The sequence below is a fragment of the Pseudomonas sp. TMW22090 genome (assembly GCF_022496665.1).
In the GTDB taxonomy this organism is placed as follows: domain Bacteria; phylum Pseudomonadota; class Gammaproteobacteria; order Pseudomonadales; family Pseudomonadaceae; genus Aquipseudomonas; species Aquipseudomonas gregormendelii.
Map to the genome: position 1 here is coordinate 435497 of NZ_SCFH01000003.1, position 16123 is coordinate 451619.

A 16123-nucleotide genomic window follows, 5' to 3' on the forward strand; every position below is an offset into this window, starting at 1 on the left:
GTCACCAACGAATTGAAAGGCTGACCTATGCAGCGGCTGTATCGGAAACGCATTGTTCTGGGCGTCGGCGGCGGCATCGCTGCCTACAAGAGCGCCGAACTGGTTCGCCGACTGATCGACCAGGGCGCCGAAGTGCGCGTGGTCATGACCCGTGGTGGCAGTGAGTTCATCACACCGTTGACCATGCAGGCCCTGTCCGGCCATCCGGTGCACCTGGATCTGCTGGACCCCGCAGCCGAAGCGGCGATGGGCCACATCGAACTGGCCAAATGGGCCGACCTGGTGCTGATCGCCCCCGCCACGGCGGACCTGATCGCGCGCCTGGCCCAGGGCATTGCCGATGATTTGCTGACCACACTGGTGCTGGCCACCGACGCTGTGGTGGCCGTTGCCCCGGCCATGAACCAGGCCATGTGGCGTGACCCTGCGACCCAGAGCAACCTGCAACTTCTGGAAAGCCGCGACCTGAAAGTCTTCGGCCCCGCCTCGGGCAGCCAGGCCTGTGGCGACGTCGGCATGGGACGGATGCTCGAAGCCAACGACCTAGTACAGTGCGCGGCGGACTGCTTCCAGCGCCAGGCATTAACCGGCAAGCACGTGCTGATTACCGCTGGCCCGACTCAGGAAAACATCGACCCGGTGCGCTACATCACCAACCACAGCTCGGGCAAAATGGGCTTTGCACTGGCTGAAGCGGCCGTCGAAGCGGGGGCTCGGGTAACCCTGATCACCGGCCCGGTGCACCTGCCAACCCCTGATCGCGTGACCCGAATCGATGTGGTCAGCGCCCGCGACATGCTCGCGGCCTGTGAAGCGGCGATCCCCTGCGACCTGTTCATCGCCTCGGCAGCAGTAGCGGACTACCGACCCGAGGTAGTCGCACCACAAAAACTTAAGAAAGATCCTACGAGCGGCGACGGCTTGTTACTACAAATGGTGCGCAATCCAGACATTCTGGCCTCGATTGCCACCCGCACCGATCGACCTTTCAGTGTCGGTTTCGCCGCCGAGACCGAACACCTGCTCGATTACGCCGCGCGCAAACTCAAGGACAAGAACCTCGATTTGATCGTCGCCAACGACGTTGCGAACCCGAGCATCGGCTTCAACAGCGAAGAAAACGCCTGCAGCGTGATCGATCGCGAGCTCCATGCAACACTTTTCGCCCAGACCAGCAAGAGCAAGATTGCTCGTCAGCTGATCACTTTTATCGCCGAACGTCTGAACCAGGTTTAATTTACATGCACGCTTTGCAAGCCAAGATCCTCGACCCCCGCATCGGTACCGAATTTCCGCTGCCGCAGTACGCCACACCAGGCTCCGCCGGCCTGGACCTGCGCGCCATGCTGGAACAGGACACCGTCATCAAGCCGGGCGAAACCCTGCTGATTCCTACGGGCCTGTCGGTCTATATCGGCGATCCGGGCCTCGCGGCACTGATTCTGCCGCGCTCCGGGCTGGGCCATAAGCACGGCATCGTGCTGGGCAATCTGGTCGGTCTGATCGACTCCGACTACCAGGGCCCACTGATGGTGTCCTGCTGGAACCGCGGCCAGACCGATTTCAACATGGTAGTGGGCGAACGCCTGGCCCAATTGGTTCTGGTGCCCGTGGTTCAGGCGCACTTCGAAATGGTTGAAGAATTCGTGGAAACCGAACGCGGCGCTGGCGGATTTGGCCATACCGGTACCCGTTGATCGAATGACGCCACATCCCCGTAGGAGCTGCCGCAGGCTCGAGCCGCGATCGGACGATCTTTTGATTCTGGTCCTTGAGATCAGAGATAGCAGCCCGAGTCTGCGGTAGCTCCTACGGTACAGCGGTCTCACGACAAGAATTGCGCCAGTATCGGCGCAACAGATCGCTCTGAAAACCAAGGCAATGGACGGCCAAAAGCTCACTGAAATCGCTGGCATGGCCTTTTCGCACCACGAACTCTCTGTGGAAAACGCCGTCATACCCTTCAGTTTGAACCGGCCAACGAATATTTCGCAGGCCAGTCCAGCCACTTTCGAGATGGAGCATTTCTACAGATGAGCAACCCAGCCCAAGTCGCACCGAAATTCCCCGACAGCATTTTCCGCGCCTACGACATTCGCGGCACTGTCCCGGAATTTCTCAACGCTGAGACCGCTTATTGGCTCGGCCGCGCCATCGGAGCCCAGAGCCTGGCGCAAAACGAGCCCAATGTTTCGGTCGGCCGCGATGGGCGCCTGTCGGGCCCTGAGTTGGTCGAACAATTGATCAAAGGCCTGGCTGACAGCGGCTGCCACGTCAGCGACGTAGGCCTGGTACCGACGCCTGCGCTGTACTACGCAGCCAACGTACTGGCTGGCAAATCCGGAGTAATGCTGACGGGTAGCCATAACCCGTCGAACTACAACGGCTTCAAGATCGTCATCGCTGGCGATACCCTGGCCAACGAGCAAATCCAGGCCCTGCATGACCGCCTCAAGACCAACAACCTGACCAGCGGCAAAGGCAGCATCACCCAGGTCGAAATTCTCGACCGCTACAACACCGAAATCGTCCAGGACATCAAGCTGGCCCGCCGCCTGAAAGTTGTCGTGGACTGCGGTAATGGCGCCGCCGGCGTGATCGCCCCGCAACTGATCGAAGCGCTGAACTGTGAAGTGATCCCGCTGTTCTGCGAAGTAGACGGCAACTTCCCGAACCACCATCCGGACCCGGGCAAGCCTGAAAACCTCATCGACCTGATCGCCAAGGTCAAGGAAACCAACGCCGACCTGGGCCTAGCTTTCGACGGCGATGGCGACCGCGTTGGCGTAGTGACCAACACCGGCAGCATCGTCTATCCGGACCGCCTGTTGATGCTGTTTGCCCGCGACGTGCTGGAGCGCAACCCTGACGCCGAGATCATCTTCGACGTCAAATGCACCCGTCGCCTGACGCCGCTGATCAAGGAGTATGGCGGTCGTCCGTTAATGTGGAAGACCGGTCATTCGTTGATCAAAAAGAAAATGAAACAAACCGGCGCCCTGTTGGCCGGTGAAATGAGCGGGCACATCTTCTTCAAGGAGCGCTGGTTCGGTTTTGACGACGGCATCTACAGCGCCGCGCGTCTGCTGGAGATCCTCAGCAAGGAAAAATCCACGGCGGAAGAGCTGTTCGCGACCTTCCCGAACGATATTTCCACGCCTGAAATCAATATCCATGTGACCGAAGAGAGCAAATTCAGCATCATTGATGCATTGCACGACGCGAAGTGGGGTGAAGGCGCCGACCTGACCACCATCGACGGCGTGCGAGTCGACTACGCCAAAGGCTGGGGCCTGGTGCGCGCATCCAATACCACACCGGTGCTGGTGCTGCGCTTCGAGGCCGATGACGAGGCTGAACTGCAGCGCATCAAGGACGTATTCAAAGTCCAGCTGAAGCGTGTTGCACCTGATCTCCAACTACCGTTTTGATTTATTGAAGCGCCATTTATCGAAGTGCCGGAGCCCTGAATGACCCTCGAACGCGAAGCCGCCGCCAATACCGCCAAGGTCCTGTCCGAAGCGTTGCCTTACATCCGCCGCTATGTCGGCAAGACGCTGGTGATCAAATACGGCGGCAACGCGATGGAGAGCGAGGAGCTGAAAACCGGCTTCGCCCGCGACATCGTGCTGATGAAAGCCGTAGGTATCAACCCGGTGGTCGTGCATGGCGGCGGCCCGCAAATCGGCGATCTGCTCAAGCGTCTGTCGATCGAAAGCCACTTCATCGATGGCATGCGCGTGACCGACGCGCAAACCATGGACGTTGTTGAGATGGTCCTCGGCGGGCAGGTCAACAAGGACATCGTCAATCTGATCAACCGTCATGGCGGCAGCGCTATCGGCCTGACCGGTAAAGACGCCGAGCTGATTCGTGCGAAGAAACTCACCGTCACCCGCCAGACGCCGGAGATGACCCAACCGGAAATCATCGACATCGGCCAGGTAGGCGAAGTCGTCGGGATCAACACCGACTTGCTGAACCTGCTGGTCAAAGGCGATTTCATCCCGGTGATCGCCCCTATCGGCGTCGGTGCCAACGGCGAGTCTTACAACATCAATGCTGACCTGGTGGCCGGCAAGGTGGCCGAAGCGCTGAAGGCCGAGAAGCTGATGCTGCTGACCAACATCGCGGGCCTGATGGACAAATCGGGCACGGTCCTCACCGGCCTGACAACCCAACAGGTCGACGAGCTGATCGCGGACGGCACGATCTACGGTGGCATGCTGCCGAAGATTCGCTGTGCGCTGGAAGCAGTCCAGGGCGGGGTCGGCAGTTCGCTGATCATCGACGGTCGGGTGCCGAATGCCATCCTGCTGGAGATCTTCACCGATACTGGCGTGGGCACTCTGATCAGCAATCGCAAGCGTCCGTAAGCGATAGCACACACAAAAAGACCCCGCTCGGCCTGGCTGAGCGGGGTCTTTTTTTGCCTGCAATCCCTGCTGGATTTGTAGAACCCTTTGCGGGAGCTGCGCTACACGCCGAATTGGGCGCGATACGCTTCCACGGCTGGCAAATGCTGCTTGAGCTGCGGGTCGTCCGCCAAAAACTCCAGCACCTGGTTCAGCGAAACGATGCTGATCACCGGAATACCGAAGTCACGCTCAACTTCCTGAATCGCTGACAACTCACCATTGCCCCGCTCCTGACGGTTCAGCGCAATCAATACGCCGGCCGCCTTGGCACCGTCCTGGGAAGCGATGATCTGCATCACTTCGCGGATCGCGGTGCCGGCGGTGATCACGTCATCGATGATCAGCACTTCGCCCGTCAATGGCGCACCGACCAGGCTACCGCCTTCGCCGTGAGCCTTGGCTTCCTTGCGGTTAAAGCACCATGGCAGGTCACGGTCATGGTGCTCGGCCAGGGCCACGGCAGTGGTGGCCGCCAAAGGGATGCCCTTGTAGGCCGGACCGAACAGCACGTCGAACGAAATACCGCTCTCAATGATGGCCGCCGCATAGAAACGACCCAGCTGCGCCAGGGCCGAGCCCGAATTGAACAGGCCGGCATTGAAGAAGTAAGGACTGGTGCGCCCGGACTTCAGGGTGAACTCGCCGAAGCGCAAAACGCCGCGATCGATGGCAAAACGAATGAAATCGCGCTGATACGCTTGCATGAAAAAAACCCCAAATACCACGGATTTAGCTAATTAGGTTGACGCCGTGTATCATACACGCACGCGATTTTTGGGGCCATTTATGCGGATCATCAGTGTGAACGTCAATGGTATTCAGGCTGCAGTGGAGCGAGGGTTGCTCAGTTGGCTGCAAGCACAGAATGCCGACGTCATCTGCCTGCAGGACACCCGCGCCTCCGCCTTTGAACTGGACGATCCAGCCTTCCAACTGGATGGCTACTTCCTTTATGCCTGCGAAGCCGAAGTTCCCGCCCAGGGTGGCGTGGCTTTGTATTCGCGGTTGCAGCCGAAGGCAGTCATCAGCGGTCTCGGTTTCGAGACGGCCGACCGCTACGGGCGCTACCTGCAAGCCGATTTCGACAAGGTCAGCATCGCGACCTTGCTGCTCCCTTCGGGGCAGAACGGCGATGAAGACTTGAACCAGAAGTTCAAGCTAATGGACGATTTCGCCCGTTATCTGGATAAACAGCGGCGCAAACGTCGCGAGTACATTTATTGTGGCTCGCTGTACGTGGCGCAACAGAAGCTGGATATCAAGAACTGGCGCGACAGCCAGCAATCCCCGGGTTTCCTGGCGCCTGAGCGTGCCTGGATGGACGAGATTGTCGGTAACATGGGTTATGTCGACGCCCTGCGCGAAGTCAGCCGCGAAGGCGACCAGTACAGCTGGTGGCCGGACAACGAACAAGCTGAAATGCTCAACCTCGGCTGGCGTTTCGACTACCAGCTGCTGACCCCGGGCCTACGCCGCTTCGTACGCAGCGCACGCCTGCCGCGTCAGCCACGGTTCTCGCAGCACGCACCGCTGATCGTGGACTACGACTGGACGCTGACTATCTAGGCGTCGTTTCGCAGACACAAAAAAGCCGACAGCGATGTCGGCTTTTTTGTGCGCAATGATTTTCGATGTGGGAGCTGTGTTGATCGTTATTTGATCAAACGCCAGGTAAAGGGATACCGGTAAGGCAGCCCTTCATTGGCTTTGACGCCAGCAATGATCGTCAGCACCAAGGCACCGATTGCCACCAGCCCCAACAGGAAAAACCCGACAATCACCACCATCAACAGAAAACAGATAGCCGATGCAATGGCGACGGTGATCTGGAAGTTCAGCGCCTCCTTGCCCTGCGCATCGACGAACGGGTCCATTTCACGTTTCATCTGCCAAAGAATCAGCGGGCCGATGAGCGTGCCAAATGGAATCCATATCCCCAGCAGGGCGGACAGGTGACAAAACATCGCCCATTGCCGAACTTCCTTGCTCGGGACGGGAAGCAGCTGTTGTTCGTCACTCATGGCGTCCTCCTTGCTGGGAACGGGTCCGATCAGTCGGCCAATGCAGCTTTCTGCAGTTCGAAGATTTCGGTCATGCCTTTCTTCGCCAGTTCCAGCATAGCGTTCAACTCTTCTGGCTGGAATGGCGCGCCTTCAGCAGTGCCCTGCACCTCGATGAAGCCACCGGTGCTGGTCATTACCACGTTCAGGTCAGTCTCGGCAGCCGAGTCTTCCAAGTAGTCGAGGTCGAGCACAGGCTCGCCCTGGTACATGCCAACCGAAACGGCAGCGATCATCTGCTTGAGCGGGTCGCCGCCCTTGAGGCCGCCGCGTTTCTTGATGACTTTCAGGGCATCGACCAGCGCGACCATGGCGCCGGTGATGGATGCGGTGCGAGTGCCACCGTCGGCCTGGATGACGTCGCAATCGACGTACAGGGTCACGTCGCCCAGCTTGGACATGTCGAGCGAAGCGCGCAGCGAGCGACCGATCAGACGCTGGATTTCCAGAGTGCGACCGCCTTGTTTGCCGCGGCTCGCTTCACGCTGGTTACGTTCGCCAGTGGCCCGTGGCAGCATGCCGTATTCGGCGGTCAGCCAGCCCTGGCCCTGACCCTTGAGAAAGCGCGGCACGCCGTTTTCGACGCTGACCGTGCAGATGACCTTGGTATCACCAAACTCGACCAGCACAGAACCCTCGGCGTGTTTGGTGTAGTTGCGGGTAATGCGGATCGAGCGGAGCTGATCGGCAGCGCGACCACTTGGACGTTTCATAGGGAATACCTGTACTGGGGACGGAAAACTGCCGAGCATTATAGAGCCGCGCGCCGGGCGTGGGCACTTCTAAAAAATCCGCCCGACGATTGAGGCACTGACTCAAGCTTAGAACAGTGCTTTACCGACGGCCTGCAGCTCTTTGTCACGCGGTGTGTTTGGGCCCATACGCCCCACTGCGCTACAATCCTGCGCCTTTGCTGCCTGTCGGCTTAAATTCATAGATAGCGGGTTCTGGGTAACGCTGGGATCTGCATTGCGAGGTACCTCCATGGTGCACAGCATGACCGCTTTCGCCCGCGTCGAAAAAGCCGGCACCCAGGGTACCCTGAGCTGGGAGCTGCGCTCGGTCAACAGCCGCTACCTGGAACCGCATCTGCGCCTGCCGGAGTCGTTCCGCGACCTCGAAGGCGCGGTCCGCGAGTCGCTGCGACAGGGCCTGTCCCGGGGCAAGCTGGAGTGCACCCTGCGCTTCACCGAAGAAAACACCGATAAACCCCTGCAAGTAGATCGCGAGCGCGCCGCCCAACTGGTTGCCGCCGCCGAGACCATCGCCGGCCTGATCAAGAATCCGGCGGCGCTGAACCCGCTGGAAGTGCTGGCCTGGCCCGGCGTACTGGTGGGCAACGCGGACGACCCGCAAGCGTTGAACGCCGAGGCACTGGCGCTGTTCAACGAAGGCCTCAAGGAACTCAAGGCCGGCCGTGAGCGCGAAGGCGCGGAATTGGCACGCTTGATCAACGAACGCCTGAGCGCGATTGAAGGCGACGTCGTGACCCTGCGCGAACTGGTCCCGCAGATGCTCGCCACCCAGCGCCAAAAAGTCCTCGACCGCTTCGCCGACATGAAAGCCGAGATGGACCCTCAGCGCCTGGAGCAGGAAATGGTCATGCTCGCTCAAAAGAGCGACGTCGCCGAAGAACTGGACCGCTTGAGCACTCACATCATCGAAGTTCGCCGGGTGCTCAAATCCGGTGGCGCGGCCGGTCGGCGCCTGGACTTCCTGATGCAGGAACTCAACCGCGAGGCCAACACATTAGGCTCCAAGGCCTTCGACCCGCGCAGCACGCAGGCTGCGGTCAACCTCAAAGTGTTGATCGAGCAGATGCGCGAACAAGTGCAGAATATTGAGTAAGGCTACCCCTGACATGACCCACAGCACCGGCACCCTGTACATCATTTCCGCCCCTTCGGGCGCGGGCAAGAGCAGCCTGGTCAAGGCCCTCACCGACGCCGACCAGGATATCCGCGTCTCCGTCTCCCACACCACCCGCGCCATGCGCCCGGGTGAAGTGGACGGCGTGAACTATCACTTCGTCTCGCGCGAAGCATTCGTGAAGATGGGTGAACATGGTGACTTCCTGGAGCGCGCCGAAGTGTTCGGCAATCTCTATGGCACCTCGCAGAGCCATCTGCAGCAAACCCTGGACGCAGGTCACGACCTGATTCTGGAGATTGACTGGCAAGGCGCCGAACAAGTGCGCAAGTTGATGCCCCAGGCGCGCTCGATCTTCATCCTGCCCCCCTCCCTGGAGGCCTTGCACCAGCGCCTGACCAATCGCGGCCAGGACAGTGACGAGATTATTGCTGGGCGGATGCGTGAAGCCGTCAGCGAGATGAGCCACTACGTGGAATACGACTACCTCATCATTAACGACAATTTCGCCCATGCGCTGGACGATTTGAAAGCGATTTTCCGGGCCAACCAGCTGCATCAGAAGCGTCAGCAGCAGCGCAATGGAAAACTTTTGGCCGAATTGCTCGGCTAAACAGCTCTTCCCAAAACCGCTGCGGGGGCTTTACATTGGCACTTGCAGCGCGTTGAAGAGCTTGGCCAAAAAATCAGCGCTTCCCTAAACGCTGGTGTTTTTTTAAACTGTTGAGTCCGCTCGCCCAACCGGGCAGCGCGCATATTGCATTCGCTCCGAGGAATACCATGGCCCGCGTAACCGTTGAAGACTGCCTGAACCACGTGGAAAACCGCTTTGAGCTGGTCATGCTGTCCACCAAGCGTGCCCGTCAACTGGCCACCGGCGGCAAAGAGCCTCTGGTCCAGTGGGAAAACGACAAGCCTACCGTTGTAGCCCTGCGTGAAATCGCGGAAGGCTTGATGAGCTACGAGTTCATTGCCAACGCTGAAATCGTCGAAGACGAACCGCTGTTCGCAGCGTTCGAGGACGAGTCCAACGAGGCCGTCTAAGCCTATGCCTGGTCGACGTAGCACGGCGCGGGGTCACAACGAACGGCAGGAGTCATCATGCCGAGCATAGACGCCCTCGCCGATCGCTTATCGACCTATCTCGGCAAGGACCAGGTCAACCTGGTCCGCCGAGCGTATTTCTACGCCGAACAAGCCCACGACGGCCAACGCCGACGCAGTGGCGAGGCGTACGTCACGCACCCCCTCGCGGTGGCGAATATTCTTGCCGACATGCATATGGACCATCAGAGCCTGATGGCGGCCATGCTGCATGACGTGATCGAAGACACCGGTATTGCCAAGGAAGCGCTGCAAGCGCAGTTCGGCGAAACCGTGGCCGAACTGGTCGACGGGGTCAGCAAACTGACCCAGATGAACTTCGAGACCAAAGCTGAAGCCCAGGCGGAAAACTTCCAGAAGATGGCCATGGCCATGGCTCGGGACATCCGCGTCATCCTGGTCAAGCTGGCCGACCGCCTGCACAACATGCGCACGCTGGAAGTGCTGTCCGGCGAAAAACGCCGGCGCATCGCCAAGGAAACCCTGGAAATCTATGCACCCATTGCCAATCGGCTGGGCATGCATGCCATCCGCATAGAATTCGAAGACCTCGGCTTCAAGGCCATGCACCCGATGCGTTCTGCGCGGATCTACCAGGCGGTCAAGCGCGCCCGGGGCAATCGCAAGGAAATCGTCAACAAGATCGAGGAGTCGCTGAGCCATTGCCTGGCGATCGACGAGATTCAGGGCGAAGTCAGCGGCCGCCAGAAACACCTTTATGGCATCTACAAGAAAATGCGCGGCAAGCGTCGGGCCTTCAACGAGATCATGGACGTGTATGCGTTCCGGATCATCGTCGACAAGGTGGATACCTGCTACCGCGTGTTGGGTGCTGTTCATAATTTGTACAAACCGCTGCCTGGACGCTTCAAGGACTACATCGCGATTCCCAAGGCCAACGGTTATCAGTCGCTGCACACAACGTTGTTCGGCATGCATGGCGTACCAATCGAGATCCAGATCCGCACCCGCGAAATGGAAGAGATGGCCAACAACGGCATCGCTGCCCATTGGCTGTACAAATCCAGCGGCGACGAGCAGCCAAAAGGCACTCACGCCCGCGCGCGGCAGTGGGTAAAGGGCGTGCTGGAAATGCAGCAACGCGCCGGCAACTCGCTGGAATTCATTGAGAGCGTGAAGATCGACCTGTTCCCGGACGAGGTCTACGTGTTTACGCCCAAAGGCCGGATCATGGAGCTGCCCAAAGGCTCCACGGCGGTCGACTTCGCCTACGCGGTGCACACCGACGTAGGTAACAGCTGCATTGCCTGCCGGATCAATCGTCGTCTCGCACCGCTGTCCGAACCGCTGCAAAGCGGCTCCACGGTCGAGATCGTCAGTGCTCCCGGCGCTCGGCCGAATCCGGCGTGGCTCAATTTCGTGGTGACCGGCAAGGCGCGAACGCACATCCGCCATGCGCTGAAACTGCAACGCCGCTCCGAATCCATCAGCCTGGGCGAACGCCTGCTGAACAAGGTACTCAACGGCTTCGACAGCTCGCTGGAAAAAGTCCCGGCCGAACGGGTCAAGGCGATGCTCACGGAGTACCGTCTCGAACTGATCGAAGACCTGCTCGAAGACATCGGCCTGGGCAATCGCATGGCTTACGTAGTCGCCCGACGCCTGCTAGGCGAAGGCGAGCAATTGCCAAGCCCGGAAGGCCCGCTGGCGATCCGCGGCACCGAAGGCCTGGTACTCAGCTATGCCAAGTGCTGCACGCCGATCCCGGGCGACCCGATTGTCGGTCACCTGTCGGCGGGCAAAGGCATGGTCGTGCACCTGGACAACTGCCGCAACATCAGCGAAATCCGCCATAACCCGGAAAAATGCATCCAGCTTTCGTGGGCCAAGGACGTCACCGGGGAATTCAACGTCGAGCTGCGCGTCGAGCTGGAACACCAGCGCGGCCTGATCGCGCTGCTGGCCAGCAGCGTCAACGCGGCCGACGGCAATATCGAGAAAATCAGCATGGACGAACGCGATGGTCGTATCAGCGTGGTCCAACTGGTGGTCAGCGTGCACGACCGCGTGCACCTGGCCCGTGTGATCAAGAAACTGCGCGCATTGACCGGGGTGATTCGCATCACTCGCATGCGCGCCTAAGCCAACCTATTACAAGGAGTCATTCATGACCAAGACTGTTATCACCAGCGACAAGGCCCCGGCTGCCATCGGTACTTACTCCCAGGCGATCAAGGCTGGCAACACCGTCTACATGTCGGGTCAAATTCCGCTGGACCCAAAAACCATGGAACTGGTTGAAGGCTTTGAAGCCCAGACCATTCAGGTATTCGAGAACCTGAAGTCTGTCGCTGAAGCAGCGGGCGGTTCGTTCAAGGACATCGTCAAGCTGAACATCTTCCTGACCGACCTGAGCCACTTTGCCAAGGTCAACGAGATCATGGGCAAGTACTTCGAGCAGCCTTACCCTGCCCGCGCCGCCATTGGCGTGGCCGCCCTGCCAAAGGGTTCGCAGGTTGAAATGGATGCCATTCTGGTCATCGAGTAATGCATCTGGCGCAGCCTCCCAAGGCTGCGCCGCTGATGTCGTAAAGAAAGCGTTCTGAAAGGATTCCACCATGCGCCATGCGCTAGCCCTCTCGCTGGTCGCCCTGTTCCTGGGCGGATGTGCCAGCAACCCTGCCGATCGTGACATCAGCGGCACCTGGATCAATCAGGTGGCCATCGATGCAGCCGCCAAAGGCAGCCCATTACGTGAAGCGCTCCAGGCTTATGGCCCGAATCTGGAATGGGACGTTAACACCAGGGCCGCACAGGCTCGCTACACCAACGGTTTTGAAAACGTCGACGGCAAGTTGCTCGGCGAAGAGTCCGGCGCCTGGAAAGTCGATTTTTATGGCAGCTCTGCCAGCGTGCTCAAGCGTGACGGCAAGCAACTGAGCCAGGCCGCCAGCGACAATGAACCCGAGCAGGTCTTTGACCGCGCGGTGATCCCTGTGCCGGAAGGCGCACCGCTGGGCGCCAGTTTCGAGCGTGCGCTGTATACCGCCTACATGGGTGGCAGCTGGCAGGTCGTCAGTGGCCCAGGGGAAGGCAATACCGTGCAGTTCCAGGCCGATGGCCAAGTGGCCGGCCTGCCCGGCGCCGATCGCTACGCCCTGTGCCTGGCGGGTGATTGCGCGTCGATGAGCGGCGGCAACGACAACATGTGGCTGCAACAGAATGGCCAGGGCAACACCTGGATTTTTGCGCGCAAGGGCAAGGAAATGGAGATTTTCCAGGCCACCAACACTGCCAGGGAAGACGAGATGCCCCAGTTCACACCGGGCGAGCGCAAGTGGTTGCTCGAAAAGCAGTAACACCGCGAAACCTTGCAGGAGCCGGCTTGCTGGCGATAGCGTCCGTCCAGCCAATGAACCCATTGCCTGATCCAGCGCATTCGCCAGCAAGCCGGCACCCACAAAGTCAGCAGCGACCTTCAAGAATCGCCGCATACCCCTCACGATAACTCGGGTACTTCGGCTCCCAGCCCAGAGCTTTCGCTCGCGCATTACTGCACCGCTTGCTCCCCGCCCGACGCACGCTCGCATCCTCGGCCCATTCGGTCACACCCAGATACTCGCGCAACCAGCCCACCACCTCGGCAAGCGGCGCCGGTGAGTCATCGACACCGATATAGATGTCATCGAGACCCACACCCTGCTGATCCTGCTCCAGCAGAAACGCCAGCAACCCCGCCGCATCGTCGGCGTGGATCCGGTTGCCATACAACGGCGGGTCGATCGCTACGCGATAGCCGCGACGAACCTGGGTCAGCAGCCACTCACGGCCCGGACCATAAATACCGGTCAGGCGCACGACACTCGCGGGAATGCCGCTCTGGAGCGCTACTTGCTCCGCCTCCAGCATCAGCCGGCCGGAATAACCGCCAGCTACGGTGGGTGACGTTTCATCGACCCAGTCCCCGTCCTGCTGGCCATAAACACTGCTACTGGAAACAAACAGCAGTCGATCAGGCACCTGCCCATAGTCGTCCAGCCAGCTCAGTACATTCTGCAAACCCTGCACGTAAGCAGCGCGGTAGCCTGCCTCATCGTGATCGGTGGCTGCGGCGCAATACACCAGGTAATCCACCGCACCAATCGGCCAGGTCGCCGGGCAGTCTTCATTAAACAAGTCACCGGCCACGCCAATCACGCCCTCAGGCAAACGAGAAACATCCCGGCGCAGACCGTGAACTTCCCAGCCGCGAGCCAGCAATTGCGTGGCCAGGCGGCTACCCACATCGCCGCAACCGGCAATCAAAACAGAAGGCGCGGACATCAGAAAACTCCTCTGGCAAAGGCACAGACTAGCGTCGGCAAAGGACGAGCGGCTAGTAATGCAGGAAAAAAAGATACTCTATTACTTTTGTTAACAAGAATTACTTGCAATAATGCCCGCCACTTTTGTTCTCGGCCTCGCGAGGCCTGGAAGAACATTTACCGTCTTTCTCTCTCAGGTCCGGCCAGCATGACACGCAATCAATCTCCCGCTTCGCCAACCAAACGACCTCGCGCCTGGAGCGCAATGGCTGCACTGTTGCTCAGCGTAATGCTGGTCCCCACTGCTGCTTACGCCGACGCCCAGTCGCCTGCCACCCCGGCAGCCGCCGAGGCACCTGCAGCCGCGCCGGCTCCCGCTGCCCCGGCCACCACACCGGTTGTCACCGACCCGGCCCAGGCAGTAGACACCACAGCCGCAGACGCTCCGGAAGTACTTGAAGCCGACAACACCCTGGGCATGGCCCACGACCTGTCGCCATGGGGCATGTACCAGAACGCCGACATCATCGTGAAAATCGTGATGATCGGCCTGGCCATCGCGTCGATCATCACCTGGACCATCTGGATCGCCAAGGGTTTCGAGCTGATGGGCGCCAAGCGTCGTCTGCGCAGTGAAATCGTCCACCTGAAAAAGGCCACCACCCTCAAGGAAGCCAGCGCCACGGCGACCAAGCCAGGCACGCTCGCCAATGTACTGGTGCATGACGCCCTGGAAGAGATGCGCCTGTCGGTCAACAGCCGCGAAAAAGAAGGTATCAAGGAGCGCGTCGCGTTTCGCCTAGAGCGCCTGGTCGCGGCCTGCGGTCGCAACATGAGCAGCGGCACCGGCGTGCTTGCCACCATCGGTTCCACCGCGCCATTCGTCGGCCTGTTCGGCACCGTGTGGGGCATCATGAACAGCTTCATCGGCATCGCCAAAACCCAGACCACCAACCTTGCAGTAGTGGCACCCGGCATCGCCGAAGCCCTGCTGGCCACGGCATTGGGCCTGGTTGCAGCGATTCCTGCGGTCGTGATCTACAACGTCTTCGCCCGCTCCATCGCCGGTTACAAGGCACAAGTCTCGGATGCCTCGGCTGAAGTCCTGCTGCTGGTCAGCCGCGACCTCGATCACCTGCCGACCACCGAGCGCTCCGCGCAACCCCACGTGGTCAAAGTAGGGTAATCAGCCATGGGCTTGCATTTGAAAGAAGGCGCAGACGACGATCTGGCCGAGAATCACGAAATCAACGTCACGCCGTTTATCGACGTGATGCTGGTGCTGCTGATCATCTTCATGGTGGCCGCTCCCCTGGCTACCGTGGACATCAAGGTCGACCTGCCAGCCTCCAGCGCAAAACCTGCGCCAAGGCCGGAAAAACCGGTGTTCCTCAGCGTAAAGGCTGATCAACGCCTGTTCCTGGGCGAAGACGAAGTGAAGGCCGAAGCACTGGGCGCCACTCTGGACGCCCGGACCAAAGGCAAAAAAGACACGACCATCTTCTTCCAGGCCGACAAGGGCGTGGACTACGGCGACCTGATGAGCGTGATGGACGCCCTGCGCGCCGCCGGCTACCTGAAGGTTGGCCTGGTGGGTCTTGAGACGGCAGCCAAAAAATGATCACGACGCGCCATAAGCTGACGCGTTACAGCGGGAGCCTGGCCGTGGTGCTGGGCGTGCACGCGCTGGCCATCGCGCTGGCACTGAACTGGACCTCGCGCCAGCCGATCCCATTGCCGCCCCAGGCAATGATGGTCGAGTTGGCGCCAGTACCGGCCCCGCCACCACCGGCCCCGCCGAAAGTGATAACGCCGCCACAACCACCGGCACCGGTGGAAGAACTGCCGATCCCGAAACTGGCTGAAGCGCCAAAGGCCGAGATCACCGTACCCAAGCCGGTAAAACCCAAGCCCAAACCGCAACCGCCAAAGCCTGTGGAGAAGAAACCGGAACCGCCAAAGGAGAAGCCTTCCGAGGAAAAACCGGCTGACGCTCAACCGACCCAGGCACCCACGGAGAAATCCGCACAACCGGCACCTGGACCATCACCGGCGCAGCAAGCGGCCAAGGCCAGCTGGCAAAACACCCTGCTCGCTCACCTGGCCAAGTACAAAAAGTACCCGGCCAGCGCTCAGGCCAGGGGCAAGACCGGCGTTAACCGCCTGCGGTTCGTGGTAGATGCCGAAGGCAACGTGTTGTCATTCGAACTGGTGGGTGCATCCGGCAATGCCGATCTGGATCGCGCTACTCTGGAAATGATCCGCCGCGCCCAACCGCTGCCCAAGCCACCTGCGGACATGGTGAAAAACGGCCCGATTGAACTCTATGCGCCTTTCGTCTACTCGCTGGAAAAGGGTCGCCGCTAAGCAACCCTGAAACCCTGTAGGAGCGAGCTTGCTCGCGATG

General features: G+C 60.0%; 17 protein-coding genes and 1 pseudogene. 14 read left to right on the plus strand and 4 right to left on the minus strand.

The annotated features are described in order from the left end of the window. Positions 1 to 27 precede the first annotated feature (27 nt). The 4 genes and pseudogenes from coaBC (at position 28) to argB (ending at position 4376) form a co-directional block, all read left to right on the plus strand. Positions 28 to 1236 (plus strand): bifunctional phosphopantothenoylcysteine decarboxylase/phosphopantothenate--cysteine ligase CoaBC, encoded by a 1209-nt coding sequence (coaBC, locus tag EQV97_RS11275; protein ID WP_122840988.1) that lies wholly within the window; start codon positions 28 to 30, stop codon positions 1234 to 1236. 5 nt (positions 1237 to 1241) lie between these two features. After that, positions 1242 to 1697 carry a dUTP diphosphatase gene (gene dut, locus EQV97_RS11280; protein ID WP_045059189.1) on the plus strand — a complete coding sequence of 152 codons (456 nt, stop codon included), beginning with the start codon at positions 1242 to 1244 and terminating at the stop codon, positions 1695 to 1697. Between the two features lie 357 nt (positions 1698 to 2054). Beyond that, positions 2055 to 3431, plus strand: a pseudogene (locus EQV97_RS11285) (phosphomannomutase/phosphoglucomutase); the annotation flags it as partial. 39 nt (positions 3432 to 3470) lie between these two features. Then, a complete protein-coding gene (gene argB / locus EQV97_RS11290) occupies positions 3471 to 4376 on the plus strand; it encodes an acetylglutamate kinase (RefSeq protein WP_045059191.1) in 906 nt (301 codons plus the stop codon). A gap of 101 nt (positions 4377 to 4477) precedes the next feature. Here the strand turns inward: argB and pyrE are convergent, their stop codons facing one another. Then, positions 4478 to 5122 (minus strand): orotate phosphoribosyltransferase, encoded by a 645-nt coding sequence (gene pyrE / locus EQV97_RS11295; RefSeq protein ID WP_122840986.1) that lies wholly within the window; start codon positions 5120 to 5122, stop codon positions 4478 to 4480. 82 nt (positions 5123 to 5204) lie between these two features. Between pyrE and EQV97_RS11300 the strand changes: the two genes are divergently transcribed. Continuing rightward, complete coding sequence (locus EQV97_RS11300) at positions 5205 to 5984, plus strand: exodeoxyribonuclease III (RefSeq protein WP_007934608.1); 780 nt, start codon at positions 5205 to 5207, stop codon at positions 5982 to 5984. Between the two features lie 86 nt (positions 5985 to 6070). Here the strand turns inward: EQV97_RS11300 and EQV97_RS11305 are convergent, their stop codons facing one another. Continuing rightward, positions 6071 to 6439 carry a DUF4870 domain-containing protein gene (locus tag EQV97_RS11305; protein ID WP_045059193.1) on the minus strand — a complete coding sequence of 123 codons (369 nt, stop codon included), beginning with the start codon at positions 6437 to 6439 and terminating at the stop codon, positions 6071 to 6073. 29 nt (positions 6440 to 6468) lie between these two features. Next, complete coding sequence (gene rph / locus EQV97_RS11310) at positions 6469 to 7191, minus strand: ribonuclease PH (RefSeq protein ID WP_010465211.1); 723 nt, start codon at positions 7189 to 7191, stop codon at positions 6469 to 6471. 271 nt (positions 7192 to 7462) lie between these two features. Between rph and EQV97_RS11315 the strand changes: the two genes are divergently transcribed. From EQV97_RS11315 to EQV97_RS11340, 6 genes are all read left to right on the plus strand, one after another. After that, positions 7463 to 8326: a YicC/YloC family endoribonuclease gene (locus tag EQV97_RS11315; RefSeq protein ID WP_122840985.1), complete on the plus strand. Its 864-nt coding sequence runs from the start codon at positions 7463 to 7465 to the stop codon at positions 8324 to 8326. Positions 8327 to 8339: 13 nt separating this feature from the next. After that, positions 8340 to 8960 carry a guanylate kinase gene (gene gmk, locus EQV97_RS11320; protein ID WP_122840984.1) on the plus strand — a complete coding sequence of 207 codons (621 nt, stop codon included), beginning with the start codon at positions 8340 to 8342 and terminating at the stop codon, positions 8958 to 8960. A 167-nt stretch (positions 8961 to 9127) separates the two neighbouring features. Beyond that, positions 9128 to 9391, plus strand: a complete 264-nt coding sequence (gene rpoZ, locus EQV97_RS11325; protein WP_007894670.1) for a DNA-directed RNA polymerase subunit omega — start codon at positions 9128 to 9130, stop codon at positions 9389 to 9391. 57 nt (positions 9392 to 9448) lie between these two features. Beyond that, complete coding sequence (spoT, locus tag EQV97_RS11330; protein WP_045059196.1) at positions 9449 to 11554, plus strand: bifunctional GTP diphosphokinase/guanosine-3',5'-bis pyrophosphate 3'-pyrophosphohydrolase; 2106 nt, start codon at positions 9449 to 9451, stop codon at positions 11552 to 11554. Between the two features lie 25 nt (positions 11555 to 11579). Beyond that, positions 11580 to 11960, plus strand: a complete 381-nt coding sequence (locus tag EQV97_RS11335) for a RidA family protein (RefSeq protein ID WP_003437778.1) — start codon at positions 11580 to 11582, stop codon at positions 11958 to 11960. A 70-nt stretch (positions 11961 to 12030) separates the two neighbouring features. Further along, positions 12031 to 12771, plus strand: a complete 741-nt coding sequence (locus EQV97_RS11340) for a hypothetical protein (protein ID WP_122840982.1) — start codon at positions 12031 to 12033, stop codon at positions 12769 to 12771. 106 nt (positions 12772 to 12877) lie between these two features. Here the strand turns inward: EQV97_RS11340 and EQV97_RS11345 are convergent, their stop codons facing one another. Next, entirely contained in the window at positions 12878 to 13735 is an 858-nt protein-coding gene (locus EQV97_RS11345; protein WP_122840981.1) for an SDR family oxidoreductase, read from the minus strand. Positions 13736 to 13924: 189 nt separating this feature from the next. Here EQV97_RS11345 and exbB point away from each other — a divergent pair, with 189 nt between their 5' ends. The 3 genes from exbB to EQV97_RS11360 are packed head-to-tail and all read left to right on the plus strand — an operon-like array spanning position 13925 to position 16083. After that, positions 13925 to 14902: a tonB-system energizer ExbB gene (gene exbB, locus EQV97_RS11350; protein ID WP_122840980.1), complete on the plus strand. Its 978-nt coding sequence runs from the start codon at positions 13925 to 13927 to the stop codon at positions 14900 to 14902. A 6-nt stretch (positions 14903 to 14908) separates the two neighbouring features. After that, a complete protein-coding gene (gene exbD / locus EQV97_RS11355; protein ID WP_045057822.1) occupies positions 14909 to 15337 on the plus strand; it encodes a TonB system transport protein ExbD in 429 nt (142 codons plus the stop codon). After that, a complete protein-coding gene (locus EQV97_RS11360; protein ID WP_045057821.1) occupies positions 15334 to 16083 on the plus strand; it encodes an energy transducer TonB in 750 nt (249 codons plus the stop codon). Before exbD ends, EQV97_RS11360 begins: the two co-directional genes overlap by 4 nt. Positions 16084 to 16123 lie beyond the last annotated feature (40 nt).